Origin of the sequence: Qipengyuania nanhaisediminis, assembly GCF_900115585.1 — a bacterium.
In the GTDB taxonomy this organism is placed as follows: Bacteria; Pseudomonadota; Alphaproteobacteria; order Sphingomonadales; family Sphingomonadaceae; genus Qipengyuania; species Qipengyuania nanhaisediminis.
In genome coordinates this window covers 567,225-581,005 of the sequence record NZ_FOWZ01000002.1, presented here as the reverse complement: position 1 = coordinate 581,005, position 13,781 = coordinate 567,225, and the positions used below count along the sequence as shown (strand labels likewise).

The 13,781-nt window shown below is 63.2% G+C and carries 13 protein-coding genes; 7 read left to right on the top strand and 6 right to left on the bottom strand.

Annotation, left to right across the window (positions count from 1 at the left end; all coding sequences use genetic code 11):
- Nucleotides 1–30 precede the first annotated feature (30 nt).
- Nucleotides 31–1,701: a tetratricopeptide repeat protein gene (locus tag BM173_RS08445; RefSeq protein ID WP_177201844.1), complete on the top strand. Its 1,671-nt coding sequence runs from the start codon at nucleotides 31–33 to the stop codon at nucleotides 1,699–1,701.
- A 40-nt stretch (nucleotides 1,702–1,741) separates the two neighbouring features.
- The gene (locus BM173_RS08440; RefSeq protein ID WP_245755824.1) at nucleotides 1,742–2,743 is read left to right on the top strand and encodes a bile acid:sodium symporter family protein; all 1,002 of its coding nucleotides are present in this window, start codon (nucleotides 1,742–1,744) and stop codon (nucleotides 2,741–2,743) included.
- On the opposite strand, the gene BM173_RS08435 is transcribed toward BM173_RS08440, so the two are convergent.
- Together BM173_RS08435 and panB are read right to left on the bottom strand one after the other, a co-directional pair.
- Nucleotides 2,670–3,743 carry a DUF475 domain-containing protein gene (locus tag BM173_RS08435; protein ID WP_090479938.1) on the bottom strand — a complete coding sequence of 358 codons (1,074 nt, stop codon included), beginning with the start codon at nucleotides 3,741–3,743 and terminating at the stop codon, nucleotides 2,670–2,672. The genes BM173_RS08440 and BM173_RS08435 overlap by 74 nt on opposite strands.
- Nucleotides 3,744–3,759: 16 nt before the next feature.
- On the bottom strand, nucleotides 3,760–4,635 hold the full coding sequence (gene panB / locus BM173_RS08430; RefSeq protein ID WP_090479935.1) for a 3-methyl-2-oxobutanoate hydroxymethyltransferase: 876 nt from the start codon (nucleotides 4,633–4,635) through the stop codon (nucleotides 3,760–3,762).
- Nucleotides 4,636–4,765: 130 nt separating this feature from the next.
- On the opposite strand from panB, the gene BM173_RS08425 reads away from it, so the two are divergent.
- Nucleotides 4,766–6,196: a sodium-dependent transporter gene (locus BM173_RS08425; protein WP_090479933.1), complete on the top strand. Its 1,431-nt coding sequence runs from the start codon at nucleotides 4,766–4,768 to the stop codon at nucleotides 6,194–6,196.
- 55 nt (nucleotides 6,197–6,251) lie between these two features.
- On the opposite strand, the gene BM173_RS08420 is transcribed toward BM173_RS08425, so the two are convergent.
- The gene (locus tag BM173_RS08420) at nucleotides 6,252–6,737 is read right to left on the bottom strand and encodes a pyridoxamine 5'-phosphate oxidase family protein (protein WP_090479930.1); all 486 of its coding nucleotides are present in this window, start codon (nucleotides 6,735–6,737) and stop codon (nucleotides 6,252–6,254) included.
- A 147-nt stretch (nucleotides 6,738–6,884) separates the two neighbouring features.
- Between BM173_RS08420 and BM173_RS08415 the strand changes: the two genes are divergently transcribed.
- Nucleotides 6,885–7,667, top strand: coding sequence for a hypothetical protein (locus tag BM173_RS08415; RefSeq protein ID WP_090479927.1), 783 nt, complete (start codon nucleotides 6,885–6,887; stop codon nucleotides 7,665–7,667).
- A complete protein-coding gene (locus BM173_RS08410) occupies nucleotides 7,664–9,253 on the top strand; it encodes a Y-family DNA polymerase (RefSeq protein ID WP_090479924.1) in 1,590 nt (529 codons plus the stop codon). Before BM173_RS08415 ends, BM173_RS08410 begins: the two co-directional genes overlap by 4 nt.
- Here BM173_RS08410 and BM173_RS08405 read toward each other — a convergent pair.
- The 3 genes from BM173_RS08405 to BM173_RS08395 form a co-directional block, all read right to left on the bottom strand.
- Entirely contained in the window at nucleotides 9,250–9,567 is a 318-nt protein-coding gene (locus BM173_RS08405; RefSeq protein ID WP_090479921.1) for a hypothetical protein, read from the bottom strand. The two genes, BM173_RS08410 and BM173_RS08405, sit on opposite strands and share 4 nt — an antisense overlap.
- Nucleotides 9,568–9,622: 55 nt before the next feature.
- Nucleotides 9,623–10,021 (bottom strand): PilZ domain-containing protein, encoded by a 399-nt coding sequence (locus tag BM173_RS08400; protein ID WP_177201843.1) that lies wholly within the window; start codon nucleotides 10,019–10,021, stop codon nucleotides 9,623–9,625.
- A gap of 133 nt (nucleotides 10,022–10,154) precedes the next feature.
- Nucleotides 10,155–10,877 carry a carbonic anhydrase gene (locus BM173_RS08395; protein WP_090479915.1) on the bottom strand — a complete coding sequence of 241 codons (723 nt, stop codon included), beginning with the start codon at nucleotides 10,875–10,877 and terminating at the stop codon, nucleotides 10,155–10,157.
- A 226-nt stretch (nucleotides 10,878–11,103) separates the two neighbouring features.
- Between BM173_RS08395 and BM173_RS08390 the strand changes: the two genes are divergently transcribed.
- Together BM173_RS08390 and BM173_RS08385 are read left to right on the top strand one after the other, a co-directional pair.
- Nucleotides 11,104–12,348: a putative DNA modification/repair radical SAM protein gene (locus tag BM173_RS08390; RefSeq protein WP_090479912.1), complete on the top strand. Its 1,245-nt coding sequence runs from the start codon at nucleotides 11,104–11,106 to the stop codon at nucleotides 12,346–12,348.
- Nucleotides 12,345–13,781 carry a UdgX family uracil-DNA binding protein gene (locus tag BM173_RS08385; RefSeq protein ID WP_090479909.1) on the top strand — a complete coding sequence of 479 codons (1,437 nt, stop codon included), beginning with the start codon at nucleotides 12,345–12,347 and terminating at the stop codon, nucleotides 13,779–13,781. Before BM173_RS08390 ends, BM173_RS08385 begins: the two co-directional genes overlap by 4 nt.

The following is a 13,781-nucleotide window of genomic DNA, read 5'->3' as shown; positions in this document are numbered from 1 at the left end:
CTTGCCCTGGGGCTGACGGCGGCGTCCGCCATGCTAGTCTCATGCGTGGACGAGGCGACGCCTGCCAATGATTTGCAACAGCTGCGAACGCAGATTGCCCGCGGGGATGCCGCCGCTGCTGAGCTCACCATCGATCGCTTGGTCGAAAACAAGGTGGAACGCGGCTCGTTCTCCACATTCGCGGGAGAGGCAGCCCTGCTGCGCGGCGATTTGGTCGAGGCCCGCAAATGGCTAATCGAAGGCAATTTCGACAGAGAAACCGCGCCGCTTGGTTTCAGGATGCTCGCCGAACTGGAGCTGCGCGAGGGTAACCTGGAAGCAAGTGCCCGAGCCCTGGCCAAAGCGCGCGCGATAGCTCCCAACGACCCGCGAGTGTGGGTGGATATCGGGCGGCTACGGTATCGCCTCGGCAATCATCGCACTGCAATCGAAGCAGCCGAGCGAGCGGTTGAATTGGGACCGGACGATGTCGAGGCATTGCGTTTTCGCGGGCAGCTTGTGCGTGACATCGAGGGAATGATCCCCGCGGCGAAATGGTTTGCAGCGGCGATCGAGAAATCCGGCGGCGATACGGCGTTGGAACTCGAATATGCAGCGAGCCTCCTCGACGCGGGAAACTTCGAGCAGGCCCAGGCTATCCTGTCACGGACCGATGATCCATATTTGAAGGCGGTTGCTCTGGCGCGCACTTCCGATTTCTTCGCGGCCCGCGAAGCGCTGGAGCGGGCTGACAAGAACGATCGCCAGACTGCCGCCGCACGGTTGCTCTCTGCCATAATCGATGTGCAACTGGGCAACCTCGAAAGCGCCGCACAAAATCTCGACCAACTCTCTCGTGAACACCCCGCAAACAGGCGCGTTCGCGACCTGCTTGCCTATGTTCTCTCACGCAACGGCAACGAGGACGAGCTGATCTATCGTTTCGCCGATCAAGCGCGTGGACCGCAAGGCTCGCCATGGCTTCGCACTCTGGTCGGGCGCGCATACGAGACGCAGGACAACCGTGAGGAAGCGGCCGAATTTCTCGACCTTGCTGCCTCGGACCAGTCGGCGCTCAGCCTGATCGACGGAGACGACGCAAGAGCAGCAGGAAAAGATGCTTTCGCGAGGCGTAACAGCATTCGCGCAGCCTTGTCGGCAGGCAATGTCGATCGGGCAGTCCAAGAGGCGCGGCGCTTTTCGGAAGAGTATCCGCAATCCGTCGACGCTGCATCGCTCTTGGGAGATGCGCTTCTGATGCGTTCCGATCTGGTTGAGGCGCGCAAGACATATCAGCGCGCCGCGCAAATGCGCCGCAACTGGCCTCTCGTGCTGAGAATGGCTGCTACTCTCGACCGGCCCGAGGCAGCCAGGCTCGTGGCCGAATATGCCGCAGCGAATCCGCTAGATGCAGAGGCCGCAGCAATGGCTGCCGATGGCTACGCGGCGGCTGGCCAATGGCGTGAGGCCGCGGCTTCGCTCGATCGCGCGATGGAGAACGGGATGCGGGATGTCCCATGGGTCCTTGCCGCGCGTAGCGTGGCTGCGCGGGAACTGGGCGAGGGCGATGGGGTCGATCAACTGGATTGGGCAATCGAGGCCTACGAAACCCAGCGGATGAGCCAGCCGGCGACTGCGGCGCTGCTTGCGGCGCTGCCGGAAGAGGACGTCCAGTTGCGCTCGGAGCTGGCCGCCAAGCTGCAAGCGCTGGCTGGGAACTAGACAGGATTGCCGCAGCGCGGCAGTGCGACAGGCAATGGCCATGCGCACCATCACCAAAGATCCGATGTTACGCCTTCTGCTCCTGGCAATGGTGCTTGCAGCGCTCTTGCCGGCGACAGGCCAGTGGCGCGGGGTGGCCCAGATGGCTGCAAACGCGGGTATCTTCGCGCTCTTCCTCGCCAACGGGATGCGTATTCCGCGCGCAGAGATAGCTTCTGGCATCGCAAACTGGCGCTTCTTCCTGCCGCTGGCCTTGTGGATGTTCGGCGCGATGGCACTCGTCGGACTTGGGTTATCGCATGGAGGCCAAGCGATGGTACCTCCGTTAGTGGCGATCGGCTTTCTCTACCTTGGGGTCCTGCCCACGACCGTGCAATCCTCCACTTCCTACAGCTCGCTCGCCCACGGAAACGTAGCACTCTCGGTGATTGCCGCGGCTTCCATGAGTATTCTCGGCGTGTTCATATCCGTACCAATTTTCCTGGCGCTTGGCGGCAGCGGAGAGGGGATGGTGGGGAGCGATGCGCTGATAAAGATCATCCTGATCCTGATCCTGCCCTTCGCAATCGGGCAAATCTTGCAGCGCCGGACGGCGACCTTCATCGCGCGCCAGAAGGCAAGGATCGTCTGGCTCGACCGGTTCGTGATCGCCTTTGCTGTTTATGTCGCTTTCTCGGGCGCAGTCGAACAGGGCATCTGGGAAAGGATCGACGCGGCAGAATGGGCAGCCACTCTCGCTCTTGTCGCAATTTTCCTCGTGGTTGGCCATGCCGGAGCCTGGCTGGCATCCGGAGCGCTGTCTCTGGCGCGCCAGGACCGGGTCGCTTTTCTTTTCGCAGGTGCGCAGAAATCCGCAGCGATCGGAGCGCCGCTCGCAACCGTTTTGTTCGAGCCCGCAGCAGCAGGCTTCATCGTCCTGCCGCTGCTGCTCTACCATTTCTTCCAGCTGGTGCTGGCCGCGCCGCTCGCTACTCGGCTGGCAGCTCGGTCCGCTCTTCGCCCGGATGCTTCCGGTTATGACGCACCGACCACCAGAAGCTGAGCCCGATCAGCACTGCGCCAAGCAGACCCGTAATCGTCTCCGGAATATGCCAGCGCGCTGACAGCAGCATGATGATGCCGAGCACGATGATGGCCCAGAACGCGCCGTGTTCGAGGTAGCGGTACTGGGCGAGTGTACCCGTGCGCACGAGATGGATCGTCATTGAACGCACGAACATCGCGCCGACCGACAGGCCGAGCGCAATGATGATCATGTTGTTCGACAGGGCGAATGCACCGATTACGCCGTCGAAGCTGAAACTGGCGTCCAGCACTTCGAGGTAGAGGAATCCGCCAAGGCCCGATTTCACGATCTCGCCAGCGGCTTTCTTGCGGGCCTCGCGTGCCTCGATGATGGCGGCAATGGCGTGGACTGCGATAAAGGTGACGAGGCCGAGGATCGCCGCCGTCAGGAACACGATCGCATCGTCCGGTGCCAGCATCGTGGAGACGAAATAGACGAGGATGAGGACGAGGCCGATCTCCACTGCGGGCACGTTGGAGAATTTGTTGATCGTACGCTCCAGCACCGCGATCCAGTGAATCTCCTTGTCCTCTTCGAAGAAGAAGGTCAGGCCGACCATGGCAAGGAACGCGCCGCCGAAGCCGGCGATGCCGATGTGGGCATCGGAGACCAGCCGTTCGTATTCCTTCGGATCGTTCAACGACAGGTTGATCGCCTCCATGGGGCCGATCTTGGCTGCAATTGCCACGATCGCGATCGGAAAGACGATCCGCATGCCGAAGACGGCGATCAATATGCCGATGGTCAGGAAGCGCTGCTGCCAGACCGGGTCCATGTCACGCAGTACGGTGGCGTTCACGACCGCGTTATCGAAGCTGAGCGACACCTCCAGTATCGAGAGGACGAGCACGATCCACAGGATGCCGAGCGTCGCGGAGATCGAGCCTGTGCTGGTCCATCCGTACCATCCCGCGAGAGCGAAACAGATTGCCGTGAAGACGAGCGAGAACGTGTAGTACTTGCGGAGCGTTTCCATCGATTTTTTGAGGTCCTTAGCCCTTCTTGGGCTGGTAAGTCTGATCTGCGGAGGGGAAGCTGCGTGCGCGCACTTCCTCTGCATACTGTGCGACCGTGCGGTCGATCACTTCGGCGATGTTTTCGTATTTCTTCACGAAGCGCGGGACACGTTCGAACATACCGAGCATGTCTTCGGTTACCAGCACCTGTCCATCGCACTGCGCCGAGGCGCCGATCCCGATGGTGGGGCAGGAGACTGCCTTGGTAGCCTCGATGGCGATGGGTTCAAGCACCCCTTCGAGGACGATGGCGAACGCGCCAGCCTCATCCAGCGCCTTGGCGTCTCCGACGATCTTCCTGGCCTCCGCATCGTCACGTCCACGGGCCATATAGCCGCCAAGGACGTTGACCGCTTGCGGGGTGAGGCCGACATGGCCCATCACGGGAATGCCGCGCTGGTTCAGGAAAGCGACCGTTTCCGCCATCTGCTCGCCGCCTTCCAGCTTCACCGCTGCCGCACCGCTTTCCTTGAGCAGGCGAGAGGCGCTTTCGAATGCCTGTTCCTTCGATGCTTCGTAGGATCCGAATGGCATGTCGACTACCACTACCGCGTGATAGCTGCCACGAACCACCGCGGCGGCATGGTTGGCCATCATGTCGAGCGTAACGGGAATGGTCGAAGGCAGGCCGTAGATCACCTGCGCCAGCGAATCTCCCACCAAAAGGATGTCGCAATGCGCATCGAGCAATTGTGCCTGACGGGCCGTGTAAGCTGTCAGCATGACCAGCGGTTGCTTGGTTTCACCGTCGGCCTTGTGCGCGCGAATCTTCGGCACCGTGAGCCGTTTCATCGGCTGCGGGGTAGGGTTCGCGCGGCTGGTGCTCGTATCGAGCTGGAAAGTGGTCGACATATGCGTCCCGTAGCAAGTGCTGGGAAGAAGGCAAAGCAACGCTTGGACAGCGACGGGTTTCCGTGCTTTAAGCCCACCCCGAGGAGCGGCACGGGAGAGCGCCGCTGGACACAAGGGAATCTAACGACACATGGTCGCTACTTCGCAAACTACGGGCGAGGGTTGGTCCTCGCGCAGCGCATTCATTCTGGCAGCCGTGGGTGCGGCCGTCGGTCTCGGCAATATCTGGCGTTTCCCGACGCTAGCCGGCGAAAGCGGGGGCGGGGCCTTCGTCATATTCTACATCGCCTGCGTTTTCCTGCTCGGCCTGCCGCTGGTGCTGGCTGAAATCTTCATCGGACGCGTCGGCCAGACCGATGCCGTAGGTTCGATCCGCAAGGTTTCGCAGGAATCGAAAGCTTCGCCGAGCTGGTCGATCTTCGGCGGTGTGGGCGCGATTGCAGCTTTCCTCATCGTTTCGTTCTACTCGGTCGTGGCTGGGTGGGTCCTTTATTACGCGGGCGTAATGGGCCTCGACCTCATCCAGGCAATCGGCGCTGGTGAGCCGTTCCGCGGTGCGCTGGCGGGCGAAAGCCAGGAGCAGATCCAGCAGCGCCTCGGCGATATGTTCGCCAGCCCGAGCCTGCTTCTGGCCATGCACTTCGCCTTCATGGGCCTGACCCTCTACATCGTCGCACGCGGCGTAAGCTCGGGTATCGAGAAGGCGGCGACCTACCTCATGCCGATGTTCTTCGTGCTGCTTGTCGGCCTCGTGGTCTACGGGGCGATCGAGGGCGACATCGGCGATGCCATGGCCTTCCTGTTCACCCCCGATTGGTCGAAACTGACCCCGCAGGTGATGAATAGCGCACTTGGGCAGGCCCTCTTCTCGCTATCACTGGGTGTCGCAGGTCTCATCACCTACGGTTCCTACATCAAGGAAAAGAGCAATCTGGGCAGTACTGCAGCGATGATTGCGGTCGCCGACACCAGCGTGGCGCTCCTGGCCGGCCTGATGATCTTCCCGATCGTCTTTGCCGTCGGCCTCGATCCTGCTGCCGGTCCGACGCTGGTTTTCCAGACGCTGCCTTTCGCATTCCAGACGATGCCGGGCGGTGCTCTCTTTGGCTTCCTGTTCTTCGTCCTGATCCTCGTCGCGGCAGTGACGAGCTCTATCTCTCTGCTCGAGGTGCCGACCGCATGGGGTATCGGCGAGCGTGGGTGGAGCCGCACGAAATCGGCGCTGATCTTCGGCATCGGCGCGTTCCTCATCGGTATCCTTTGCCTGCTCGGTTACAACGTCTTGTCGGACGTCCGCCCGCTCGGTTTCTGGTCGCTGTTCGAGAATACCGACATCCTCGACACGGTCGACGGCTTCACCGGCAAGGTGATGCTGCCGGTCGGCGCACTGCTGACCTCGCTCTTCATCGGCTGGAAGGCGGATACCAACCTGCTGCGCACGACCACGGGTCTGTCGCCGCTGGCATTCAATGTTTGGCGCTTCCTGCTTGCGTGGCTGTGCCCGCTCGCAGTGACGGTTATCCTGGTGACCGGCTTGTTCCCCGGCATTCTGGGGGCCTGATGCAAGAAGGGCCGCCTTTGCGGGCGGCCCTTCTACGTTTTCGATATAGTCCGACTTAGAGGTCGACCTTGTCGGCGTGGCGTTCTTCCGCCTCGTCATGGACGTTCATGCCCAGCGCCATCTTGGCGGTGTTGAGGAGGCCAAGGTCTCCGCTCCAGATTTCGGCATCGCCGAGATCCATGCGCAGGAACAGGATGTCCGGATCGTCCTTGCCGCCATCGTACCAGGCTTCGACGAAATTGTTCCAGAACTGGTCGAAGCGTTCCTTGCTGGTTTCGACCGAGAGTGTGCCGTCGAAGCGGGCGAACATGTCGTGGTCCTTGCCGGCAAAGCTTGCCGTGACCTTGCCGAGCTGGGCGAAGGTCGAGTTCTTCTGGGTGAAGAACCAGATCGAGCTGTCGGCGTCCTTGTCGAGCTGGGCGGTCATCGGCACCGCAGTGTCGGAACGACCGTCGAGTTCGAGGAAGACGAACGGCGAATCGGACATGGCGAGCCAGAACTTCTTCTTGAGCGCGTCGGGATTACCTTCGGAATATTTCATGAGTGACCTCTCGTGTTTGCGTTTGCCTATTCTACGCTCGGGGGAGGTCCTGCGTTCCGCGAAGCGCGTCGGAACGAAGCCGTGAAGGGATGAATTGCGCAAGCGGCGATATTGGAACATAATGAGAACTAACGAGTCGATTCTCTCATGTCCCATGCCGATCTTTCCTCCCTGCCGATAACGGCCTTCGAAGACGTTGCGGCGCTGTCCGCGCGGCGCAGCGTGCGTTGGCGCCCGGGCCTTGCAGCAGTGCAGGGGGCCGCTCACCACACTGAAGTGTTCACCGCTTCGGGCGATGCGGCCGGGGCAGGGGTGGCGCTGGCGCTGGCGCTCGACGACTTGCAGCACCTGCCGCGCGCCGATGGCAGCGAAGCCGACGACCGGCGCAACGTGCTGTGGGTGCAGACCCGCGATGCGGCGCGCCTGAACGGGCGGCCCTATCGCGCAGGCCTGCCTCAAGGGCTGCAATCGCGGCTCATCCATGTCATGGCCGAAAAGGCCGAGGATGCGCTCTTCGCCTTAGAAGAAGGGCTGCGCTGCCGTGATTTCGCCTTCGTGATCGGCGAGATGGCAGGCAATGCCAAGGCGCTCGATTTCACCGCCTCGCGCCGTTTGACGCTGACGAGCGAGCGACATGGTATCCCGCTGTTCCTCGTGCGGATCGATGCCGCGCACGACCTGTCGTCTGCCCGGATGCGCTGGGAAGTGGCCAGCGCGCCGTCTGCTCCGCCTGAATGGAATGCGCAGGCTCCCGGCGATCCGGCTTGGAAGGCGGAGCTTTTCCGCGCGCGCTCCCATGCCCCGGGCACATGGACGCTGAGTGGCGGAGAAACTTCGCTAACCGCCAGCAAGGCGCGTGAAGACACCGATCGCGCGGTGGCGGATTGGACGGCCGGGTTGCAGCATCGCCGCTCGCCCCGTGCCCGATGAGCGCGAAGACGCCGGATGCCGTGTCTTCCCGCCGCATCCTCTCGATCTGGTTGCCCGCAATGGCGATGGATCGCTGGCGCAATGCGGGGGGCGATGACCGCCGTGCACTAGACAGCCGGCCGCTGGTCCTGATCGCCGATACCGCACACGGACCGCGGATCGAGGCGGCAAACAGCGCAGGCATGGCGGCAGGCGCCCGTCGCGGTATGATGCTGGCCGATGCGCGGACCCTGTGCCCCGACATCGTCACCGCGCCGAGCGATCCGGCAGGCGATCTCGCCTTTCTCGAAAAGCTGGCGATCTGGGCGCGGCGCTGGGGGCCGTGGTCCGCCATGGACGCGCCCGACGGCCTGCTGGTCGACGTTACCGCCGTCCCGCACCTGTTCGGCGGCGAGGAGAAGCTGGTCGCCGACGTCGAGGCGGCATTCGCGCGGCGCGAACTTGGCCTGCGCTGTGCCATTGCCCCAACGGCGGGTGCGGCCTGGGCGCTGTCGCATTTCGGCCCGCAAGGCGCGATCCTGGAAGGGCAGGGCGATTTCGAGGCCCGGCTGGCGGACCTGCCTGTCGCAGCGCTACGGCTCGACGACGATGTGCTCACGGTCCTGCGGCGGCTCGGCCTCAAGCGGCTGGGTGACCTGACCGGCATCGAGAACGGAGGCAGCGGGCGCGATGCCATCCAGCGCCGCTTTCGCAACCGCAAGTCGCCTGCCGCCAACCCGCTTATCCGTCTCGACCAGATCCTCGGCCGGGTGCCGGAGCCCTTGCTGCCCGTGGTCCCGCAGCACATGCCGCTGGTGCAGCGCCGCCTGATGGAGCCGATCCGCCACCGCCAGCTGCTGGACAAGGTCGTCGAAGACCTCGCGCAGGACATGGCGCGCGAACTGGAAGGGCGCGGCGAGGGGGCAAGGCGGCTCGAACTGGGCATGTGGCGTGTCGATGGCGAAGTCGTCGTGCGCCGCCTGGAAATGGCCTCTGCCTCGCGCGAAGCGGCGCATATATGTCGCCTCTTCGCCGCGCGGCTGGACGACGTCGATGCGGGTTTCGGGATCGAGATGCTGCGCCTGCGCGCCAGCTGGTCCGAACCGCTCGCGCTGGAGCAGGGCGATATCGAGGCGGCGGTCGAAACGCATGGCACATCGCTGTCGGCCTGCATCGACCGGCTGACCGTGCGGCTCGGGGCGAAGGCGGTCAGCCGTCCCGTCGCTTTTGCCAGTCATATCCCCGAACGCGCACAGCGCTGGCAGCCCCCGCTGGACCCGGAACCCGCTTCACAAGGAGAGTTGGCTTTCCACAAGAGGCCATTGAAAATGCTAGACAAACCGGAAAGGATTTCGGTGCTCTACGCAACGCCCGACGGCTATCCCAAGCGCTTTCGCTGGCGCGGCGGCGTGCATGAGGTGACGCGCGTCGAAGGGCCCGAACGGATCGCGCCGGAATGGTGGCGCGAACGCGGCAGCACGCGGCTGCGGGACTATTACCGGATCGAGGACGACCGCGGCCGCCGGTACTGGATATACAGGCTCGGCATCGTGGGGGACGGGCGCGGCGGCGCACCCGACTGGTATTTGCAGGGGTTGTGCGCCTAGGCGGGCTCGGCTGCGGCTTCTTCGCCAGCTTCTTCCTCGTCCGGGAGCAGGGCCTCTTCAGGCCCGTGCTGGAGTTCCGAAAGTTCGGGATTGAGCGCACTGGTCTTGCACACCAGGTCGCCCGCCAACATCGTCGCCGCGATGCGCGACTGTTCCATCGCTTCGGGCGTGTTGTTGAAGGTCGGCACGATCACTTGCGGCGCGATGCACTTGCGCACTTCGCGGCTGTCTTCCTCGACCGGGGCATCGGCATCCTGGGCAAGCGACGGGGTAGCCAAGACGGCAAGGGACGACACGAAAAGGGCAGCACGCATGGAAATCTCCTACGCGCGGTCTTCTACCGCCGCGCGCTTTCGCGTGCCTGAACCGTCAACCTTCGGAAACCAGCGAAGCCCTGCGCGAGCGCTTCTGGCCAAGCGGGATCTTGCCGAAATTGGCCACGGGGCCGGTCTGGACTTCCACCTGTTCGACGGTCTCTTCCACGATATGCATGGGGATGGGGCGTTCGAAGATGATGCCGCAGCTCTTGTCGTTGGCCCAGACGATCTTGCCGAAATGTTCGTGACCGTTCCACGAAAGCAGGCCCGACACGCCTTCGCTCGGAGGATTATTCGTTTCCAGTCGCGCACCTGCATCCGATAGATCGGACAGCCGCCCGACCCGGTCACCGCCCAACATCTTGAGAGTAGCAGGACAATCGACGGCATAGCGGGCTGTCGTGCGCCGTTCCTGTGGCGCTACGGCCTGGTTCCTGCGGAATAGCCCCACACGTTTTCTCCCCTTGGTCCCGCCTTGTGCGCTGCGAAGGGTAAATGCCGCGCTTCCCGAAAGGATTACCGCGCCATTAGGAAACGGGCCGAAAGCGGCAAGCTTCCGACCCGTTTCAAGAGTTTATTCGCTGTTACTCGGGCGCGACGAGGAGGCGCGTTCCCAGCGGCTGGATCGACCGAGCGGAGGGGCCGAGATTGGCTTCCATAGCGGCGATCTGGTCCGCGCTGGCTGTCATGACCTCGTCGGCCACATGCCAGTTCACGCCTTCGCTGCACGGCGGCGTGGTGAGCGAGCCCATGTAGCGATAGATGCCGGTGTCTTCGGGCACCATGTCGTTCACGTCGAATTCGACGGCGGCACCCGTGCCGGCACCGACACCGGCTACGATCGTCTCAAGCGCGGGGTTGGCGTCGCCTTCTTCGAACATGACGCCGAGAACGCCCAGTTCGCCACTTTCGGTGGCGTGGACGAAGTGCGCGACGAGGGGATAGCGCTTGCCGCTGATCGCGTGTTCGGACGGTGTGTGGAAGTGAACCTGGATCAGGGCGAATTCCTTGCCACCGGAATTCATGCCTAGGCCGGCGGGAAAGTTCACCTGGACCTGTTCCTTGCCGAGCACGATCGTGCCTTCGGTTTCTCCGAAATTCGTCTCCAGTTCGAGATCGCCGCGGGCATTGGCGGCACTGAGATCGATCGGCGACTGGTTCAGGCCTGCATCGCACATGCCATAGGCCGCGTTCACGGTAGCCCAGCGCTCAGGTGTTACGCCGTCGCTGAAGCTCCAGTCTTTGTCCTGCGCAGCGAGAGGCGTCGCAGCAAGGCCGATCAGGGCGAGGGAAGCGAGATATTTCATTGCATACTCCAGACTGGCGACCAGAGGGTCGCTGAATGTAGGTATGCCGACGATGTCGTAGTTTCGTATCTGACAGGCCGTCGGCGTTACTTACGTCCGACATCACGTGCGGATGCACGCCAGAGGGGCCCGGTCCGTGGTGAAATTACGAGGATAATGCGCGAAGGTTCCCGCTCGGTTATCTTTTGATATTTGCGAATCCTACAGCGGAACGTATAGTGAACATATGGCCGCGCAAACGATCCTCCAGAAGCTCGAGATTCTCGCCGATGCGGCGAAATACGATGCTTCCTGTGCGTCGTCCGGAACGGCGAAGAAGAACAGCCTCGGCGGGAAGGGTATCGGCTCGACCGAAGGGATGGGCATCTGCCATGCCTATGCGCCCGACGGCCGCTGTATCTCGTTGCTCAAGATCCTGCTGACCAATCACTGCGTGTTCGACTGCCATTACTGCGTCAACCGCAAGAGCTCGAACGTGGCGCGGGCGCGCTTCACGCCGCAGGAGGTGGTGGACCTGACGCTCGCCTTCTACCGCCGCAATTATATCGAGGGGCTGTTCCTCTCTTCGGGCATCGTGAAGAATTCCAATCACACGATGGAGCAGATCGTCGAAGTCGCGCGCATCCTGCGCGAAGAGCACGATTTTCGCGGCTATATCCACCTGAAGACCATCCCCGAGGCGGATGCGGAAATCGTTCACCAGGCGGGGCTCTATGCCGATCGCGTCTCGATTAATGTTGAACTGCCGACCGACAGCGGCCTGACCCGTCTCGCGCCCGACAAGGATGCGCGCCAGATCGAAGGCGCGATGGGCAAGGTAAAATCCGACCTCGTCGAGGCGAAGGATGCGAGGAAGCGCTTCAAGCACGCTCCGCGTTTCGCGCCCGCGGGCCAGTCGACTCAGATGATCGTCGGTGCCGATGCCGCGACCGATGCCGATATCGTGGGCAAGGCCAGCCGGCTCTACGACAATTTCCGCCTGCGCCGCGTCTATTACAGCGCCTTCTCGCCGATCCCCGATGCCAGCGCCGTGCTGCCGCTGAAGCGCCCGCCGCTGATCCGCGAACACCGGCTCTACCAGTCCGACTGGCTGATGCGCTTCTATGGCTACAAGCCCAGCGACGTGATGCAGGCGACCGAGGCGGATGGAAACCTGCCGCTCGATATCGATCCCAAGCTCGCCTGGGCGCTCAAGTTCCGAGAGGCCTTTCCGGTCGACGTGAACCGCGCGAGCAAGGAGCAATTGCTGCGCGTGCCGGGTCTCGGGGTAAAGGCGGTGGGCAAGATCCTCGCCAGCCGCCGCCATCGCGCGCTGCGGCTGGACGACGTGGCACTGCTCACCCAGTCGATCACCAAGGTGCGACCTTTCATCTGCACCGTCGACTGGCGGCCTATCACGCTGACCGACCGCGCCGACTTGCGCAGCCTGCTCGCGCCCAAGGCAGAGCAGCTTGAATTGTTCGCGGCATGACTGCGCTCCAGCACGTCAAGCTCGGCACCTATTACGTGGTGCATTTGCCCGAAGCCGATGACTTCGACTTCTGGCGCGAGAGGGCGCGGGCGCTGGTCCAGTGCGATGTCCCGCCCGATCGTATCGCGTGGGTTGAACCGGGCGGAAGTGGCGACCTGTTCGCTCACGGGGAACGGCGCATGCCCGTGCCGCCGATGGATGCGAAGCCGGTGCGCGCCAACCGGCGCTTCGTGAGCCTGGCGAGGAATGCGATCCTGCATTCCGACCCCGAGCGGTTCGCGCTGCTCTACCGCCTGCTCTGGCGGCTCCAGTCTTCCCCGCGGATGATGGAAGACAAGGCCGATCCCGATGTCCGCCGCGTGGAAGAACTCGACAAGAACGTGCGGCGCGACAGCCACAAGATGCACGCCTTTGTCCGTTTTCGGCTGGTGGAGAGCGAGGACGAGGAAGTGGGCGAGCATTACGTCGCCTGGTTCGAGCCCGAGCATCACATCCTGCGCGCCAATGCGGGTTTCTTCATGCGGCGCTTCTCCAACATGCGCTGGTCGATCCTGACCCCGCGCGGCAGCCTGCACTGGGACGGGGAGACCATGTCCGAAGGTCCGCCTGCCGAGCGCCACGATGCGCCCGGCGGCGATCCGATGGAGGACCTCTGGCGCACCTATTACGCCTCCATCTTCAACCCCGCGCGTCTGAAAATCGGCGCGATGCTAAAGGAAATGCCGAAGAAATACTGGAAGAACATGCCCGAGGCATCGCTCATCCCCGAGCTGGTCGCGGGCGCGCAGGGACGCGAGGCGAAGATGGTCGAGAAAGGCGCGCTCGAATTCGAGGAGCGGCCCGATACGCTCGCCGCGATCGACAAGGCGATCCATGCCTGCCGCAAATGTCCTATCGGCAGCCTCGATAACCATGCGGTCATGGGCGAAGGACCTCAGGACGCTGCGCTGATGATTGTCGGCGAACAGCCGGGCGACCAGGAGGACCAGATCGGCCGTCCCTTCGTCGGTCCTGCCGGTCAGCTGCTGGACGTGCACCTGGAAAAGGTCGGGATCGACCGGCGCGCTGCTTATGTCACCAATGCGGTGAAGCACTTCAAATATGTCCAGCGCGGCAAGCGGCGGCTCCACCAGAACCCGGGTGCGAAGGAGATCGACACCTGCCGCTGGTGGATCGAGAGCGAGCGCGCGATCGTAAAACCGAAACTGGTGCTCGCCATGGGGGCGAGTGCGGCGCGGGGGCTGCTCGGCAAGACGGTGAGCATTTCCAAGGTCCGCGGCGCGCCCATTCCGCTCGAAGACGGCAGCGAGCTGTGGGTCACCGCGCACCCCTCCTATCTCCTCCGCCTCGAAGGCCCCGCGCGCGAAGAGCAGGCACGGCTGTTCGATGCCGATCTCGCCGCAGTGAAGACGCGGCTGGAGGAGCTGGCGTGA

Bases quoted from the DNA above. Each gene is read 5' to 3' on its own strand.
- BM173_RS08445 (WP_177201844.1), top strand. From the start codon at position 31: ATGCTAGTCTCATGCGTGGACGAGGCGACGCCTGCCAATGATTTGCAA.
- BM173_RS08440 (WP_245755824.1), top strand. From the start codon at position 1,742: ATGCGCACCATCACCAAAGATCCGATGTTACGCCTTCTGCTCCTGGCA.
- BM173_RS08435 (WP_090479938.1), bottom strand. From the start codon at position 3,743: ATGGAAACGCTCCGCAAGTACTACACGTTCTCGCTCGTCTTCACGGCA.
- panB (WP_090479935.1), bottom strand. From the start codon at position 4,635: ATGTCGACCACTTTCCAGCTCGATACGAGCACCAGCCGCGCGAACCCT.
- BM173_RS08425 (WP_090479933.1), top strand. From the start codon at position 4,766: ATGGTCGCTACTTCGCAAACTACGGGCGAGGGTTGGTCCTCGCGCAGC.
- BM173_RS08420 (WP_090479930.1), bottom strand. From the start codon at position 6,737: ATGAAATATTCCGAAGGTAATCCCGACGCGCTCAAGAAGAAGTTCTGG.
- BM173_RS08415 (WP_090479927.1), top strand. From the start codon at position 6,885: ATGTCCCATGCCGATCTTTCCTCCCTGCCGATAACGGCCTTCGAAGAC.
- BM173_RS08410 (WP_090479924.1), top strand. From the start codon at position 7,664: ATGAGCGCGAAGACGCCGGATGCCGTGTCTTCCCGCCGCATCCTCTCG.
- BM173_RS08405 (WP_090479921.1), bottom strand. From the start codon at position 9,567: ATGCGTGCTGCCCTTTTCGTGTCGTCCCTTGCCGTCTTGGCTACCCCG.
- BM173_RS08395 (WP_090479915.1), bottom strand. From the start codon at position 10,877: ATGAAATATCTCGCTTCCCTCGCCCTGATCGGCCTTGCTGCGACGCCT.
- BM173_RS08390 (WP_090479912.1), top strand. From the start codon at position 11,104: ATGGCCGCGCAAACGATCCTCCAGAAGCTCGAGATTCTCGCCGATGCG.
- BM173_RS08385 (WP_090479909.1), top strand. From the start codon at position 12,345: ATGACTGCGCTCCAGCACGTCAAGCTCGGCACCTATTACGTGGTGCAT.